Raw genomic sequence first — 15,923 nt, 5'->3', positions numbered from 1 at the left:
CCTTCATTAGGTAACATTCATTTACTACTCATTTAAATTAAGTTCAGTCCTTCAGTATTTCGTAAGACTTCTTGGTATTGCCAAGCTTGTATCCATACCTACTATGACTTCTGCTGACTTCTTACAGCAATTGTTATCCATAGTTCTGTAAAAAAAAACTTTCCTATGTCTGTAAGACCTCCCCAGGTAAGAACAGTAACTTTCCCCTCATATACCTGCTATATTTACCCTAAATATCTCCGTACAACTTTGGACTTCAGTTTGTTTAGCAACCTTATCCGATATTATTGAGCCTGATATAGTTTCTGTTCGTCAGGTCAAGGGTTTGCCTAGCGCTTCCTTCAGATTCCACCTTGCGATGGACACCCTTGCATTTGGCTAACACTTCCCGTTGTAAAGGCGTGTTCGGGACTTACACCCTAGAGTTACTACCCATGCTGGGCACACCAAAAAAAAGGGATTGCTAGTTTATAGCAATCCCTTTTTTATAGATTAAATATCCTTAGCTCATTCTTTTAAAAGACTTGCCTTTAGATTCTATATCAAAATCTCTAAATAATTCTAATAAAGCGATAGTTGACTTTATTAAATCATCCGACTCAAATAAAATAGAGAAATATAACTTACTATTTTTAGCACTTGTTTCTGTTGTGCGTATGCGAACAATCTGCTTTTGGATTAACTTATCTACTGTTGTAGTTAAATCTTCTTTATCCTGAAGAATAGTATCAATTTGAGTAAACTTCTCTTGAGAGAATAACTCATGTATTTTATCAAATAATTCTTGTAGCTTTTTGTCTACTAACTTAAGGTCTCTTATTTGATTGAACTTAAGTTTCTTATGGTTATTATCTACGTGATTATAGCTGTTTTGAGATATGAAGCTAATTGCTTTAATCATATCTTGTAAGTAACCTAAAGTTAAGACATAGAATTTACTTGCCTCAACCGAAGTATCATCTAAGTTTTTAATAAAGAAATATACATTCCCTCTTAAACTATCTACTTCCTTCTCTAACTTTTTAAGTTTCTTACGGCTGCGTTTTAGCTTATTCAAATCCTGTAGGGCAATTGCATCAATGACAATAGTGTATTGTTCATTAACCTTAGCTATGGTTTTTGCAATCTGAGAAGAAGTCTCGGAAATTACTCCTTGAATGCTATCGATATCCACTTTATCTAATTGCATCTCAATTTCCTTTTTAGCTTTCTCTTTCTTCTCATGTGCTTTTTTACTTCTATACAGTAAAATAGCAACAAGAATTAACATAGCAACTAAAGCGTAAATCTCCCCTATACGAAGAATATAAGAAACGATAAATGCTGCAACAAAAGCTACAATAGCTGTTACAAACCATCCACCAATTACATTGATTACTCCAGCCACACGGTATACAGCAGAGTCTCTATCCCAAGCTCTATCCGCAAATGAACTACCCATTGCCACCATAAAGGTAACATAAGTGGTAGATAATGGTAATTTTAAAGAAGTACCAATACTAATTAAAATACTAGCTACCATTAAATTCACACTCGCTCTTACCATATCAAAAGCAGGCTCATTTTCTCTACTTAATTTTACAGTAGATTTTTCTGGTTTTTCAAAACGCTTATCTAAAGTAATTTGTAAGTTTTTAGGTAAAATATAGTTCATTCCCATTCCTAAAACTACCATAGAACGAACTACTGCTTTAGAAAACACGTTTGGAGAGAAACGCTCATCTGAACTTCCTGCATCTTGACGAGAAAGGTTCATTTCTGTTTCTACAACATTATGTGCTTTTTTAGAAGTCCATAACGTATATACCATAATAACCCCAGCGATAACTAAAAAGTAAAATGGTGCCACTACATTGGATTCAGCTAACTGCCCCATCATAAAGGAATCTGAAGGCATACCCGATGCAGTAAAGAACTCGAAAGATTGGAAAGCTGCAATTGGAACCCCAATAAAGTTTACAAGGTCGTTTCCAGCAAAAGCAAGAGCTAAAGCAAAAGTACCAACCACAATAATAACCCTTAGAATATTAACTTTAAAAAAGCTTACTAAGATTTGAGATAAAATTGTCCAGAAAACAAAGTTTATTCCAACTAATAGCATTTGGTTTTCTCCAATCCAAACACTAGTCTCCTTACTTAAAAAGCTAGCCCCTTTTAATCCTTTAATAAGGATGAAGAAACTAATAGCAGTAATGGCAACTCCTCCAAAGATTCCTCCAACACTTTGTAATTTCTTATCGATATTAAAAGTGAATACTAAACGAGAAATGTATTGAACAAAAGCACCTAAAGTAAAGGCTAGTAACACAGAAAGCAAAATTCCCGAAACAATCTCTGTCGCTTTATCGGTATTGATAAAACTAGGAAGAATATCAAAACTTTGATCTGTATTAACAATTTTGATGATTGCCATACACACAGCAGCTCCTAATAGCTCAAAAACAATAGAAACTGTGGTGGAAGTGGGTAAACCTAAGGTATTAAACACATCCAATAGTAAGACATCGGTGATCATTACGGCTAAAAAGATGACCATAACATCGTCAAAAGTAAACATACTTGGTACAAAAATTCCACTTCGGGCGATTTCCATCATTCCTTCAGAGAATATTGATCCTACTAAAATACCTAAGGATGCTACAACCATAATTGCTTTAAATGGTACAGCTTTAGATCCAATAGCAGAGTTTAAAAAGTTTACAGCATCGTTACTTACCCCAACCATGATATCCACGACGGCTAAAAGTGCAAGGGCAATTAACATAACAATAAAAATTTGCTCCATTTTCTAATTAAATTATTTAATTTCAGTGAGCTGCAAAGGTCTAAAAAAACCAATTGCCTAATGTTAAGTTAGTGTTATGCTTTCAAGGTACTTTATCTGTGAAAAAACCTCCGTATCTTTAAGCTTTAAAAATCATTTCCATTTTATGAACGAATTACATCTGCAAACAAGCCCCTATTTACTTCAACATGCCTCCAATCCAGTACATTGGAAGCCTTGGAATGAAAAAACCCTTGAAAGGGCAGTAAGTGAAAACAAATTAATACTAGTTAGTATTGGGTATTCCACTTGTCATTGGTGCCATGTAATGGAACACGAAAGTTTTGAAAACCCCCAGGTTGCTCAATTAATGAACAATCACTTTATTAATATAAAAGTAGATAGAGAGGAGCTTCCTCAAGTAGACAACTATTATATTAAGGCAGTACAAATCATGACTAAAAAAGCTGGTTGGCCCTTAAATGTAGTTTGCCTACCTAACGGACACCCTATTTGGGGTGGAACCTATTTTCCAAGGCAACAGTGGATGGATTATTTAAACCAACTACAAGAACTTTATGCCAAGGACCCCGAAAAAGTGGAGGAATTTGCTCAGAAATTACAACAAGGTATATCTGCTATAAGTAGCGGTCCATTTTTAGATCCTAAAACCCGTTTTAATTTAGATTTACTAATGGATAAATGGGCCAAAAGTTTTGATTGGGAATTTGGTGGATATGCTATCGCACCAAAATTTATGATGCCTAATAATCTACTGTATTTACAAAAAAATGCTGTAAGGAACAATAATACTACTTTGCTATCTTATGTTGATTTGAGTTTAAGATCTATGGCTTGGGGTGGGATTTTTGACCCAATAGAAGGAGGTTTCTGTAGATATTCTGTAGATCATAAGTGGCATATTCCTCATTTTGAGAAAATGCTATATGACAATGCACAACTTTTAAGCCTTTATGCAGATGCTTATAAAAGAACACAAGACCCTTTATATAAACAAGTCATTGAAAAAACCATAAAATTTGTAAGTAATACCTTTTCTAATTCACAAGGAGGATATTATAGCGCCTTAGATGCAGATAGCCTGAATTCATCCAAACAGCTACAAGAAGGAGCATATTATGTTTGGTCCAAACAAGAGTTAAAAGATATTTTAAAAGACGATTTTAATTTATTCTCCACTATTTTCAATATAAATGAATATGGATATTGGGAAGAGGACAACTATGTACTTATTCAAAACCAACCTTTAGGTGATATTGCTAAGCAATATTCCATTTCTCTAGAGGACTTAGAACAAAAAAAGGCAGCAATGGAAGAATTGCTTCTTACCCATAGAAGCAAAAGGGCTAAACCTTTTTTAGATAATAAAAGTCTTGCAAGTTGGAATGCATTATATATTGTAGGTTTATTAGATGCATATACAGCCTTAAACCAAAAACAATATCTTGACAAAGCCGTTGCTGTATTTGACTTTATTTACAATAAAATGCACTGTAGCGAAAAAGGTCTTTATAGAAGCTATACTAATTCGCAAAAAGGCCCCTTAGCATTTATGGATGATTATGCCTTTTTTATTCAAGCTAGTATCTACCTTTACAAGCACACAGGCCAAAGTCAGTACTTAGAAATTGCCAAGCATGCAACGGACTATTCTTTAGATCATTTCTGGGATACTACATCTGGATTTTTCTTCTATAGCCAAAATAAACAGGAAGAAATCTTAAATAGTATAGAAACGGAAGACAATGTAATTGTGAGCTGTAACTCCACTATGGGACATAACTTATACCAACTTGGTATCTTATTCCAAAATTCACATTATAGTAAAATAGCCGATAATATGCTAGAGGTAATCCTTACCCAGGTAGATTATCCTTCTGCCTTTTCCAATTGGTTATTGTTAGATCTATATAAAAACAACCCAAATGAACTTGTTTTAGTAGGAGAAGATGCTCTAAAGTTATCTTTAGAACTTAGAAAACAAATCCTTACCACTACATTAGTTTTTCCTGTAGTACAAGATTGTTCTATCCCCTATTTGAATAAACCTAGAACTAACCAGAAGTTAACAGTCTATTTTTGTACTGCTAATACCTGCTTACCTACTAGTGACAATGTAGGCTTTCTAAAACAACATACACTATAAAAAAATTACATCCATGTTTGATAATATACTAAATGGCTACTTTGTAAAAATACTCAAATTTATACCAGAAATATTCAACGCCATTATTATACTAGCCATTGGTAGCTGGGTTATTAAAATCTTAAAGAGATTTGCAAAAAAAATCTTTTTGGAAAAGAAAATCGAACCAACCTTTGCTAGCTTTTTAATAGATGCTTTAATTTGGGGATTACGCGTATTACTTTTTGTAATTATAGCCTCAAAAATAGGAATTCAAACTAGCTCTTTCGTAGCCATTGTTGGGGCGATGAGTTTAGCTATCGGTTTATCGCTCCAAGGCTCTTTAAGTAATTTTGCAGGAGGAGTATTAATTGTCTTGTTTAAACCATTTCGCATTGGAGATGTTATTGAAGCCCAACAAGAAAGTGGAAAAGTTATAGCAATTCATATTTTTTCCACGCAAATTGTAAATTACCAAAACAACACCATCTATATACCCAATGGTATATTATCCAATGGAAAGATTAAAAATATAAGTCAAAACAATCTAAGAAGAGCCCAAATAAACTTTCAAACCTCTTTGACTAAGGACACCAATAAATTCATTTCTGAACTAGTGGAAAGTCTACAAGAAATCGATCTTATATTAAATCAGCCAAAGCCTAAAATATTAATTACTGAATTACTAGATACTAAAATAACCTACACAGTACAGTATTGGGTAGAAAATGATAATTACAATTCCGCTAGCTCTCTTGTTTTAGGAGCTGCAAAAAAAATAAGTGATGCTATGTAGCATCACTTATTTTTTTTTGTCAACATCACAAAGTCTTTTAAATAAAATGGCTCAAAATAAGCCGTATCTACAAAATCTTTCTTCAGATATTTTTGGTAACTCATCTCTACCATTTCTTTTGCTGAAGGATATAAGTTCTCTTCTAAGAATATAGTATTTTCCTTTTCAAGTATTTCTTTACACTTTGAGGCGCCATCTCCTAAAAAGTAAACAAGACTATCGCTAGGCAGTTCATCAAAACTACCAGGTTCTATAACATTGGCTTGGATTTCACGAAGGGTAGCATAATTAGAATCAAAAATAGCGGAGAATACTTCCATTCTCCTGGCATCAATCATACTTACTATCCAAGCATTTGGAGAATCTACTTGTCTGGCAAGAATTTCTAAAGTATCTAATGCAATCATTGGAATGGACAAAGCATAACATAATCCCTTTACACTAGATACCCCAATGCGCAATCCCGTATAAGATCCTGGACCCTGACTTACAGCAACCGCGCTTAGATCCTTGAAGTTCATTTGGTTGCTTTGCAAGAGTTCTTCTATAAACACATGTAGTTTTTCTGCATGAGAAAAATTCTCCTCTGCAATTTCCTTAATTTGAACTAAGACCCCATTTTGGGATAGAGAAACAGAGCAATTTTTAGTTGATGTTTCTATATTTAATATTGTAACCATTCTATATTTTACTATTCTTCTTTTTTCTTTATTGTACTACTGATTTGATCGCCATGTTTTAAAGATCTACTAACAACAGTATATGGACCAGTGATAATTTTATCCTCTTTATTTAATCCTTCTTTTACTTCAATGTAACGATCATCTTGTATTCCCGTTTTGATAAATTTAATTTTAGCTATTCCACCTTCATCCACGAAAACTGCTTCTCGAGCTAATTCTTTATCTATATCAAAATTCTCCTCTTTATTAGCAATAGTGTCACTTGGTCTTTTTACTGCCACAGCAGAAATTGGAACATAAAACACATCGGGCTTAACTTCTGTAATAATATCTACAGCCGCGGTCATCCCAGGTCGAAATGGAGAGTAATTCTCAACTTCTGTATCAATTAAATCCTGATAAGAATCTTCCAAAATTTTTATTTTTACTTTAAAAGTAGTAACCTGATCGGCAGAAAGGTTTTCATTGGAAGCAGAATTAGAAATGCTACTAACTTTACCTTTAAACTCCTTCTTTAAATAGGCATCTACATTTATAATAACATCGTTTCCCTCTTTAATCTTTACGATATCATTTTCATTCACGTTTACCTCTACTTCCATTTTAGACAAGTTGGCAATACGCAATAATTCTGTACCAGCCATTTGTTGGGTTCCAAGAACTCTTTCTCCCAGCTCTACATCTATACGAGAAATAGTTCCGTAGGTAGGAGCATAGATAGTGGTACGCAGTAAATTTCTTTGAGCTTCAGTCAAGGCAGCTTTTGCACTTTCTACATTATAAAAAGCAGAATTATGACTTGCCTTCGCTGCTTCAAAACTAGAGATCACCTTATCCCATTCTGCTCCAGAAATTACCCCTTTTTCAAATAAAGTACTATTTCTATTATAGTTGGACTTAGTTTCTACTAACTGAGCTTCCGCCATAGCTAAATTGGCAATGCTAGTAGCTAAAAGAGCCTTATTCCTATCCACTTGGGAGTCATATAAATCTGGATTTATAATTACCAATAAGTCTCCTTTATTTACAACTTGACCTTCTTTAACAGGCAAATTTATGATTTCTCCTGATACTTCGGAAGAAATTTTTATTTCAATTTCAGGTTGAATCTTTCCTGTACCAGAAACTACTTGAATAATTTCACGTTTACCAAGCTCACTAACCTCAACATTGGTTATTACTGGTTTCTTATCAAATAAACCACTAAAGACAAGACCTAAGATAACTACTACTACAAGGCCTAAATAAATATATTTTTTTTTCATAAAACTAACTTTTAAAAAAGGGGAATTCCAAAATAATACTCTAATATCTTTGTCTTAAAAATATAATCATATTTTGCCTTTAATACCTCACTTTGGGCATTTACTAGTAAAATTTGATTTTGATTTAATTCGAAAATATTAATTAATCCAACTTGATATCTCTCTTGGGCATATTCAAAACTCTTTTCTCTACTTTCTAAAGTAATCTGACTAGCTTCAAAACTCTTCAAAGAACTTTGCGTATCGGTATAAGCTTTAAAAACTAATTGTTCTAACTTAAGAATAGCTTGTTCTTTCTCGTTTTCTACTTGTTCCAAAATCAAACGATTAATTTTGACATTGTTTCTAGCCTTGTTTCCATTGAATATAGGAATGGATAAAGAAAGACCAAAGTTAGAGTTTAGATTATCTTTAAATTGTCTAAAAAAAGGATCCTCCGCACCATATACAGGCATATAGCTTTGAGTTAAAACCCTTTGATTGGTTCCTTCTACATAACCTATACTAGTTTCAATGGCTTCTGTACTCTGCCCAACTACTCTACTTCCATAATTCATGGAACTTGTTAAATTATAAAACCCTCTTAAGGTTGGCAGTAAGGCACTTTTGGAAATATCTACATTCTTTTGCGCAATCTCTGCACGCACTTGGGCTGTTTTTATATCTGTCAAAGACTCAAAAGCACGCTGGGTTACTTGATCTGGAGTATAACTTAAAGCCTCACTAATACTAACTGGATAATCATCCGCTGCCACATCAAAAGACTCATAGGCTTGTATTTGTAATAATTGGGCCAAATTAAGTCGAGCCATTACTAATTGATTCTGCGATAAAATCAAACGTTGGTTACTGGTGGCTATGGTCGCTTTAGCTTCTAATAAATCTCCTGCAGGTACAGATCCAGCATCTACTAATAATTGTGTTCTTTCTCCTTGACTTTGATCATAGGCTAACTGCTTTTCATTAGTAGAAACCAATTCTTTATTAAAAATAACCTGTAAGTAAGCATTAATAACATTTAAAGAAATGTCCTCCTTCATTTTCTGCGAGGAATAACTTGCAGCTAATAGATCTAATCTAGTCTTTACCATACGATGCTGCTTCTCCATCCCTTTATATAAATCCACACTTAAAGCTCCGGCTATACTGGTTCCTTGTAAAGTTTGACTCTCAAAGGTATTACTTTGGGTATTTAATACATCAGACAAAGTCCAAGAGTGCTGAGAGCTGGCACTTAGAGTAGGTAAGAAATCTAACTTGGCATTCTGATTATAAATTCCAGCAATCTCCTGTTCAATAAGTACTTGCTTAACTTGTATATTGTTCTGTACTGCGTGTTCTATACATTGTTCTAAAGTCCATAATTTAGAATCTTGCGCCATACTACTATACAAGCCCAAATTACCAAACAATGCTAAAAAAATCCAAATATTAACTTTTCTCATCCCTATTGTATTTTATAATAAGACGCACTAACACAACAAATGTTACACTTAGGTTAAAATAATAAAAAAAACCGCTATAAAAGCGGTTTTAATTTTATTTATTTTGAGTGGTCTTACTTTTATAAACTCTATACGTTAAAAAGAAAGCAATACCTACAAGCAGATAAGGAAAAATCATCAAATAAACAATTCCATCATTTACTGCTTCGGCTTTAACTCCCCCTTCTTCGGTTTCTAATGCTGCTCTACACATTGCACATTGGGCATAGGTAGAAAAGCTTGATAGCAGAGTGAAAACAAGTAGCCAACTAAACTTCTTTCTCATGGTCTTAAAAAAAATTAGTGAATATAATAAGGAGAAATCATCCAGTATACAATCACACCAGTAACAGCAACATAAAGCCACATAGGATAAGTGATTCTCGCTAATTTCTTATGTCTTTGATAAGAACCTGCAATCCCTCTAACGAAAGTAACTAATACAAAAGGGATAATGATAATGGATAATAAAATATGAGTAATTAAAATAAAGAAATAAACGTAACGGATAAATCCTTCCCCGCCATAACTGGTCTCAATTGAAGTCATATGGTAGGCAACATACATAGCTAAAAAGGCTATGGAACATCCTATACACACTTTGATTAATCTCTCGTGTAAAACTACATTACCTTTCTTAACTGCTCTAACTGCTAGTACAAGTAAAAGTGCAGTAATTCCATTTATTGTTGCATAAATAGGAGGTAAAAACGTCAACGGTTTTACATCATACCCCAACTTTTGCAAATTTACTCCAAATAAAATAGCTACTACTACAGGAATAGTAATAGATAAAATCCAGATCCACTTTGTATATTTCTTCTCTAAATCTTTTTCGTTTTGCATGACTAATTTCCTAATAGTAATTTAATATCTTCTTTGATCATTTGGTAACCTTCGTCAGTTGTTCCGTCATAGTATAAAATTGGATTACCAAATTCATCTTCACGGCAACGAATATTTCCATCTTGGTCAATTAGGGCAAATAACCCAGAATGTTCAAAACCTCCTGGAGCCTCTGGATTAACACCTGTATATAAATTAAACTGTGCAGCTAAGTCATAAATATACTTTGAATCCCCAGTTAACATGTACCAGTATGGATTTTTAACCCCTAAATCATTAGCATGTTGATTTAAAGCCTCAACAGTATCATTAGTTGGATCAATAGTAATAGAAGCAATACCAAACTTCATATTTCCATAAAAGTCATTTTGAAGTTTCAACATATTTTGATTCATAATAGGACAAATTGTCGGACAGTTAGCAAAAAAGAATTCTACTACATGTACTTTTCCCTTATAATTATCTTGGGTAATAATTTTATTGTGTTGATTGGTAAGTTCAAATGCTGGAGCTTTACCCATTACATGTAAACTTGGAGAAGAAAAACGATCTACAATCTTTGGTACAGCCCAAATTCCAAAAACCAAAACAACTAAGGATATCCAGATATAGGATTTATCTTTCATATTTAATCTTGTTTATTAATACGTTTATATTGCTTTAATGCTAGACGATATTCTGCTAAAACAACTTTAACATCATCCATCATATCGTTGTGTAGTTCTGCTGCAGAGATGGTAGAATATCCTTCTTTATATTCGAAGTCTCCTTTTTTGTTTTTTCCATTTCTTCCACGAACATTCAAATCTTTATCTATAATGTAAATATTGGTACTTGCCAATTCATCATCTAACTTACCAACAAGTCCTAAAGAGTTATAAAATTCAGTGATTTGCTGTGGTTCTAAAAACAAGTAGTTCCAATTAGACATATCTGAAATAGCAGATAATTCATCCACTACACCTTGGGCTTGCTTTTCACTACCGATTGGAAGAATCATAATCAATTGAAAATCCTCAAAATCCATATAGCGTTTATAAATCTTTTGATTTAAATTAAAAGCATCCCCTTTATCAGCTAAAAGATTAGCACCAGGAAAACCAAGAATAGTAATCTTACCTTCTAATTTAGGTTCATTACCCAATAGAGTTTTACCCTTAGGTAACTCGTTTACGTTTTCACTAATAATGGGTAGCCTTTGAAATTGGTTTACGCCAGTAGCAAAAAAAAGATATGCACATATAGGCATAATAAAAAGCAAAGCTAAAATAAGATACTTCTTCATTTTATATTTTGTTAAATCACTCAGGTACAAAAATAAAAAAAGGCGGTCAATAAACCGCCTTTAAAACTATAATTAGTTATTAAAATATCCATCTGATTTGAGACTGTTGGTAAATCTCAAATACGTAATCTCCTTCAATTAAAACTAATGTAATCAAATAAGTACATAGGAAAGAAAGAACTCCCGCTACTGACCATCTAAATGCTTTAGTTTCACCTTCTAAGTGCATGAACGCCCACATGATATAGTACGCTTTCCAAATTGTTAAAATAATGAAGATATAATTTAACACACTTAATCCGAAAAGACGTACGTTGTGTAACATGTCTGGTTTGTAAATCCCTAAAACAACTTCAACAAGAGTTATTAAAGATAAAATGATAAATACACTCCAGATTCTTTTCGTGTTTGATTTATGTCCTTCTGCTGCCATTTCAAATAAATTTTTGTAAGATTAAACTAAATAGAAGAAGGTAAATACGAATACCCATACTAAGTCAACAAAGTGCCAGTATAATCCACCTTTTTCAACCATTTCATAACTACCTCTTCTGTCATAAGTACCAATAAGTACGTTAAAGAAGATAATAGTGTTAATTAAAATACCAGTGAACACGTGGAATCCGTGGAACCCAGTAATAAAGAAGAAGAAATCTCCGAAAGTTCTGTGTCCATATTCGTTGCGAATAAGGTTAGCACCTTCTACTACGATTACTGCATCTTGAAGACGGCTAATAGACTCTTCTCTAGTTAACACTTCTTTCTCTCTATGACCAGTTTCTTGATCTTCGATAGTAAATTGTGTTCTAATCTTAAGATCAGGATTAGCTAAAAATCCTTTTGTGATCTCTTCCATTGAATACGTCGGTACTTTTGGTCCATTCATAAACCATAAACCGTCGTTTCTTTGCATGGTCGTTTCATCTCTATTCTTGTCTATAATAGCAAAATCAGACAATGCAATTTGTTTGTTATCCGCTCCAACGAATTGTAAGATAGCACCTCCTCTTGTCTCAACAGCACCATACGTTCCTTGAATAAAGTTTTTCCACTCCCATGCTTGTGACCCAAGGAAAACTAATCCCCCGATAATTGTCATAAACATATAAGTAGCTACCTTATTACGTTTCATTTGATGCCCTGCATCTACAGCCAAAACCATAGTTACAGATGAGAAAATTAAGATAAATGTCATTAATGCTACATAGTACATTGGTGCATCTACCCCATGTAAGAACGGGAAGTGATTAAATACCTCATCCGCAATTGGCCAAGAATCCATGAACTTGTATCTTGTAAAACCGTATCCTACAAGGAATCCACAAAATGTTAATGAATCTGATAATATGAAATACCACATCATCATTTTACCGTAGCTTACTTTAAAGGGCTCATTTCCTCCACCCCATGTTGTTTCCTTAGTAGCTGCTGTAGTAACTGTCGCTCCCATAAAAAGTTGTTAGTTATAAAGTTCTCAAATTTAGTTTATTTTTTTTACTTATAGAATGTAAAAAACAAAAACAAATAAAGCCAAAGCAATCCTAAGAAATGCCAAAACCACCCACACAACTCAATACCAATGTGTTGCTGTGCATTATATTTTTGTTTAAAATGATTATAAATTACAACCATAAGTGCTATCATCCCACCAATCAGGTGTGCAATATGAACAATTACGATCACATATAAAAATGATGTGGTAATTGTACTTTCACTTCCAGTGAAGAAATACCCCTCTGAAATAACTTCAGCAAAGCCTTCGAACTGCAAAAAAACAAATAAGAATCCTAATATCAAAGTAGAAAGTAAATAAACTGTCGCTTTTGACTGTTTATTATCCAAAACGGCACGATATGCCATGTGAAATGTCCCACTACTTATTAGAATTGCTATTGTACTGTATAAAAAAGCTGGCGGTAATACAAAATCTTCTAACCAATCAGGTCGAGACTCACTTACTACATAAGCACTAGTAAGTCCAGCAAAAACCATTGCAATACTTCCGATTGCAAATAGTAACATTATCTTTAAAGCCTTACCCTTTTTCAGGTATTGTTCTTGTTGTGTTAAAGTATCCATTGGTTATCTAAAAATTTTATCGAGAATATAAATAATTTGAATTAATGTAATATAAGTTACACTTACAAGCATTAAAGCGCGTGCTACTTTAGCAGTACGTTGCTTATACAGCCTGATTGCTGCCCATAACATCCAAAGTCCAGCAATGAACACTAAAGCTGCTGCAATTGGCGATAAATATAATCTACCTGTTAATCCAGTTGCTGGGAAAACAGAAATAATTATTAACCAAACAGTATAAAGAATGATTTGCATGGCTGTTTTGGTATCTCTTTTACCTGTAGGTAACATAGAGAATCCTCCTTTTTTATAATCATCATATAAAAACCATCCAATAGCCCAAAAGTGAGGGAACTGCCAAAAAAACTGAATCAAAAATAAAGTTCCAGCCTCAATTCCAAAATGATTTGTTTCCGCTACCCATCCTAACATAAAAGGAATAGCTCCTGGAAAGGCTCCAACGAAAACAGATAAAGGTGTTATTGTTTTTAAAGGCGTGTAAATACAAGCATATAAAAAAATAGAAATCGCACCAAACATGGCTGTTTTAGGATTAACTGCATATAGAATCCCTATACCTAACACAGTTAAAATACTTGCTAAAACAAATGCTGCTCTAGGAGTTACTCTCCCTGAAGCAATTGGTCGATTTTTAGTTCGATCCATTTTAGCATCTAAATCCTTTTCTATTATTTGATTATAAACATTAGATGCCCCTACCATACAATAGCCTCCTACTGCTAATGCTAATAGAACCCAATAATTTATATCTCGAAAATCTGGAATTGCAATCAGATAACCCGCAATAGTAGAAAACACTACGCTAAAGGCTAATCCCATTTTGGTCATTTCCTTAAACTCTTTCAACACTGAAACAGGGTTGTTATTATTTGAAGATATACTCAAAGCTGTTTTATTTATTTTTAATGCAGTGCAAATATAATTCAAATTTTAAAACAAACCTTAAAAACAAGTAGTACACCTTTGAATATAACCTTTATTTAAGTTTTAATAAGAATTTGAGCCTTCAATCCCATTAACTATTGCTTTTGCTGAAGAAGTTCCCAATCTTTTAACACCTAACTCAATCATTTGAGCTGCAGTTTTGCGGTCTTTTATCCCTCCAGATGCTTTAACTGGTAATGGGCCAGCATTTTCAAGCATAATTTTAATCGCTTCGAAGGTAGCACCGTTAGGTTTTCCATCGTTAGTTACAAAAAAACCAGTGGAAGACTTCACATATACTTTTTCAAAAACTTCTTGAGGAAAGTGCATGATAACTTCTCCTTTGATTAACTTAGTTATCTCCGCAATTTGAATATCTGTTAAAGCAGCGCTTTCAATAATCCACTTGACTACTTTCTTATGCTTCAAACCTAAAGCAGTACATTTATTTACTTCCTCTTTAACTTTATCCACTTGTCCATTAATAAAAGCAGTGTAATCCACAACGAAGTCTAGTTCATCTGCTCCATCATCAATAGCCTTCTGAGCTTGCTCCAATTTAGCTTGTAATCCTCCATGTCCTAGAGGGAAATCAATTACAGTTCCAACTAAAACATTACTTTTAGCTTGATCAATGTAATTTCTAGCAAAACTAACTTGTTCAGGACGAATCATTGCTAACTTAAAGTTTTCTTCTATTGCCTCTTTTACTAATTCAGCTACTTGTAAATTATTCTGTTCTACTGTTAACCCTGCATGTTCAGGTTGCTTCAAATAAGTAGAATCCATAAACTCTTTTAAATCCTTTTCTTGCATAATGTAGATATTTAAATAAAAAAGCCCCTTAAAATAAGGGGCTTTTTAAATTATTTTTTATTTCTGGTGATTGTTAAGCAGAGTAGTAAACCTGTTAAACTCCCTAAACAATTCGCAAAGAAATCTGCCCATTCTGCACTTCTACTTGAGGTAAGATAGAATTGAGCTAATTCTATACCGCCTCCAAGAATAGCAGCTATGGTAAAGATAAGCAATGTTAGAGAAATTCTACTTGCCTTTTTATTACTTTTTATCAAATACATTAACCATAAAAAGGAAAAAGTAAAGTAAAAAATAAGGTGGGCAATCTTATCTTTAAAAGGTATGTTTAAGTTTGAACTAGAAGCAAAATTATTTGCCTCTACTAAACATAAAATTATTATAAGTATAGTCCAACAAAGTGCTATACCTAAAATAATATTACGCACCTATGATTTCTTTATATTGCTCATCAGAAAGTAAACCTTCGATTTCAGAAACTTCTGTTATTTTCAGTTTAATCATCCATCCAGCTCCGTAAGGATCTGTATTTACTAATTCTGGCTCAGTATCTAATCCCTCATTAAATTCGATAACCTCTCCTGTTAATGGTAAAAATAAATCTGATACAGTTTTTACTGCTTCAACTGTTCCAAAAACTTCGTCTTTGTCTAAAGTTTGATCTAATGTCTCAACTTCAACATATACGATGTCTCCTAATTCGCTTTGTGCGAAGTCAGTAATTCCGATTGTTGCGATATCACCCTCAATAGAAACCCACTCGTGGTCTTTGGTGTACTTTAAGTTAGCTGGTATGTTCATTATAATTTAGTTT

The 15,923-nt window shown here is 33.3% G+C and carries 17 protein-coding genes; 2 read left to right on the top strand and 15 right to left on the bottom strand.

Annotated features, from left to right (window positions below):
- Positions 1 to 502: 502 nt before the first annotated feature.
- Complete coding sequence (locus ACYSNX_RS01725; protein WP_461752963.1) at positions 503 to 2,785, bottom strand: inorganic phosphate transporter; 2,283 nt, start codon at positions 2,783 to 2,785, stop codon at positions 503 to 505.
- Between the two features lie 145 nt (positions 2,786 to 2,930).
- Here ACYSNX_RS01725 and ACYSNX_RS01720 point away from each other — a divergent pair, with 145 nt between their 5' ends.
- Both ACYSNX_RS01720 and ACYSNX_RS01715 read left to right on the top strand, forming a co-directional pair.
- Positions 2,931 to 4,931, top strand: a complete 2,001-nt coding sequence (locus tag ACYSNX_RS01720; RefSeq protein ID WP_461752962.1) for a thioredoxin domain-containing protein — start codon at positions 2,931 to 2,933, stop codon at positions 4,929 to 4,931.
- 13 nt (positions 4,932 to 4,944) lie between these two features.
- Positions 4,945 to 5,706, top strand: coding sequence for a mechanosensitive ion channel family protein (locus ACYSNX_RS01715; protein WP_461752961.1), 762 nt, complete (start codon positions 4,945 to 4,947; stop codon positions 5,704 to 5,706).
- Positions 5,707 to 5,708: 2 nt separating this feature from the next.
- Here the strand turns inward: ACYSNX_RS01715 and tsaB are convergent, their stop codons facing one another.
- The 14 genes from tsaB to gcvH form a co-directional block, all read right to left on the bottom strand.
- Positions 5,709 to 6,386 carry a tRNA (adenosine(37)-N6)-threonylcarbamoyltransferase complex dimerization subunit type 1 TsaB gene (gene tsaB / locus ACYSNX_RS01710; protein ID WP_461752960.1) on the bottom strand — a complete coding sequence of 226 codons (678 nt, stop codon included), beginning with the start codon at positions 6,384 to 6,386 and terminating at the stop codon, positions 5,709 to 5,711.
- A gap of 11 nt (positions 6,387 to 6,397) precedes the next feature.
- Positions 6,398 to 7,654, bottom strand: a complete 1,257-nt coding sequence (locus ACYSNX_RS01705) for an efflux RND transporter periplasmic adaptor subunit (RefSeq protein WP_461752959.1) — start codon at positions 7,652 to 7,654, stop codon at positions 6,398 to 6,400.
- Between the two features lie 11 nt (positions 7,655 to 7,665).
- Complete coding sequence (locus ACYSNX_RS01700; RefSeq protein WP_461752958.1) at positions 7,666 to 9,099, bottom strand: TolC family protein; 1,434 nt, start codon at positions 9,097 to 9,099, stop codon at positions 7,666 to 7,668.
- 94 nt (positions 9,100 to 9,193) lie between these two features.
- Positions 9,194 to 9,424, bottom strand: a complete 231-nt coding sequence (locus ACYSNX_RS01695) for a hypothetical protein (RefSeq protein WP_461752957.1) — start codon at positions 9,422 to 9,424, stop codon at positions 9,194 to 9,196.
- A gap of 14 nt (positions 9,425 to 9,438) precedes the next feature.
- Positions 9,439 to 9,984, bottom strand: coding sequence for a DUF420 domain-containing protein (locus tag ACYSNX_RS01690; protein WP_461752956.1), 546 nt, complete (start codon positions 9,982 to 9,984; stop codon positions 9,439 to 9,441).
- Positions 9,985 to 9,986: 2 nt separating this feature from the next.
- A complete protein-coding gene (locus tag ACYSNX_RS01685; RefSeq protein WP_461752955.1) occupies positions 9,987 to 10,610 on the bottom strand; it encodes an SCO family protein in 624 nt (207 codons plus the stop codon).
- A gap of 2 nt (positions 10,611 to 10,612) precedes the next feature.
- Positions 10,613 to 11,269, bottom strand: a complete 657-nt coding sequence (locus ACYSNX_RS01680; protein ID WP_461752954.1) for a hypothetical protein — start codon at positions 11,267 to 11,269, stop codon at positions 10,613 to 10,615.
- A 79-nt stretch (positions 11,270 to 11,348) separates the two neighbouring features.
- The gene (locus ACYSNX_RS01675; protein ID WP_461752953.1) at positions 11,349 to 11,702 is read right to left on the bottom strand and encodes a cytochrome C oxidase subunit IV family protein; all 354 of its coding nucleotides are present in this window, start codon (positions 11,700 to 11,702) and stop codon (positions 11,349 to 11,351) included.
- A gap of 21 nt (positions 11,703 to 11,723) precedes the next feature.
- The gene (locus ACYSNX_RS01670) at positions 11,724 to 12,719 is read right to left on the bottom strand and encodes a cytochrome c oxidase subunit 3 (RefSeq protein ID WP_461752952.1); all 996 of its coding nucleotides are present in this window, start codon (positions 12,717 to 12,719) and stop codon (positions 11,724 to 11,726) included.
- Positions 12,720 to 12,763: 44 nt separating this feature from the next.
- Positions 12,764 to 13,348 carry a cytochrome c oxidase subunit 3 gene (locus ACYSNX_RS01665; protein WP_461752951.1) on the bottom strand — a complete coding sequence of 195 codons (585 nt, stop codon included), beginning with the start codon at positions 13,346 to 13,348 and terminating at the stop codon, positions 12,764 to 12,766.
- 3 nt (positions 13,349 to 13,351) lie between these two features.
- A complete protein-coding gene (gene cyoE / locus ACYSNX_RS01660; protein ID WP_461752967.1) occupies positions 13,352 to 14,197 on the bottom strand; it encodes a heme o synthase in 846 nt (281 codons plus the stop codon).
- Between the two features lie 159 nt (positions 14,198 to 14,356).
- Positions 14,357 to 15,109: a deoxyribose-phosphate aldolase gene (deoC, locus tag ACYSNX_RS01655; RefSeq protein ID WP_461752950.1), complete on the bottom strand. Its 753-nt coding sequence runs from the start codon at positions 15,107 to 15,109 to the stop codon at positions 14,357 to 14,359.
- Positions 15,110 to 15,159: 50 nt separating this feature from the next.
- Entirely contained in the window at positions 15,160 to 15,537 is a 378-nt protein-coding gene (locus tag ACYSNX_RS01650) for a VanZ family protein (protein ID WP_461752949.1), read from the bottom strand.
- Entirely contained in the window at positions 15,530 to 15,910 is a 381-nt protein-coding gene (gene gcvH / locus ACYSNX_RS01645; RefSeq protein WP_461752948.1) for a glycine cleavage system protein GcvH, read from the bottom strand. The genes ACYSNX_RS01650 and gcvH overlap by 8 nt, the downstream gene beginning before the upstream one ends.
- Positions 15,911 to 15,923: the final 13 nt, after the last annotated feature.

The organism is Myroides sp. LJL115, from assembly GCF_054871665.1.
Note: the sequence above shows the minus strand (reverse complement) of the source record. Positions and strands in the feature narration are given on the sequence as shown.

Excerpts from the sequence above, each read along its gene's own strand:
- ACYSNX_RS01725 (WP_461752963.1), bottom strand. The coding sequence starts at position 2,785 with ATGGAGCAAATTTTTATTGTTATGTTAATTGCCCTTGCACTTTTAGCC.
- ACYSNX_RS01720 (WP_461752962.1), top strand. The coding sequence starts at position 2,931 with ATGAACGAATTACATCTGCAAACAAGCCCCTATTTACTTCAACATGCC.
- ACYSNX_RS01715 (WP_461752961.1), top strand. The coding sequence starts at position 4,945 with ATGTTTGATAATATACTAAATGGCTACTTTGTAAAAATACTCAAATTT.
- tsaB (WP_461752960.1), bottom strand. The coding sequence starts at position 6,386 with ATGGTTACAATATTAAATATAGAAACATCAACTAAAAATTGCTCTGTT.
- ACYSNX_RS01705 (WP_461752959.1), bottom strand. The coding sequence starts at position 7,654 with ATGAAAAAAAAATATATTTATTTAGGCCTTGTAGTAGTAGTTATCTTA.
- ACYSNX_RS01700 (WP_461752958.1), bottom strand. The coding sequence starts at position 9,099 with ATGAGAAAAGTTAATATTTGGATTTTTTTAGCATTGTTTGGTAATTTG.
- ACYSNX_RS01695 (WP_461752957.1), bottom strand. The coding sequence starts at position 9,424 with ATGAGAAAGAAGTTTAGTTGGCTACTTGTTTTCACTCTGCTATCAAGC.
- ACYSNX_RS01690 (WP_461752956.1), bottom strand. The coding sequence starts at position 9,984 with ATGCAAAACGAAAAAGATTTAGAGAAGAAATATACAAAGTGGATCTGG.
- ACYSNX_RS01685 (WP_461752955.1), bottom strand. The coding sequence starts at position 10,610 with ATGAAAGATAAATCCTATATCTGGATATCCTTAGTTGTTTTGGTTTTT.
- ACYSNX_RS01680 (WP_461752954.1), bottom strand. The coding sequence starts at position 11,269 with ATGAAGAAGTATCTTATTTTAGCTTTGCTTTTTATTATGCCTATATGT.
- ACYSNX_RS01675 (WP_461752953.1), bottom strand. The coding sequence starts at position 11,702 with ATGGCAGCAGAAGGACATAAATCAAACACGAAAAGAATCTGGAGTGTA.
- ACYSNX_RS01670 (WP_461752952.1), bottom strand. The coding sequence starts at position 12,719 with ATGGGAGCGACAGTTACTACAGCAGCTACTAAGGAAACAACATGGGGT.
- ACYSNX_RS01665 (WP_461752951.1), bottom strand. The coding sequence starts at position 13,348 with ATGGATACTTTAACACAACAAGAACAATACCTGAAAAAGGGTAAGGCT.
- cyoE (WP_461752967.1), bottom strand. The coding sequence starts at position 14,197 with ATGACCAAAATGGGATTAGCCTTTAGCGTAGTGTTTTCTACTATTGCG.
- deoC (WP_461752950.1), bottom strand. The coding sequence starts at position 15,109 with ATGCAAGAAAAGGATTTAAAAGAGTTTATGGATTCTACTTATTTGAAG.
- gcvH (WP_461752948.1), bottom strand. The coding sequence starts at position 15,910 with ATGAACATACCAGCTAACTTAAAGTACACCAAAGACCACGAGTGGGTT.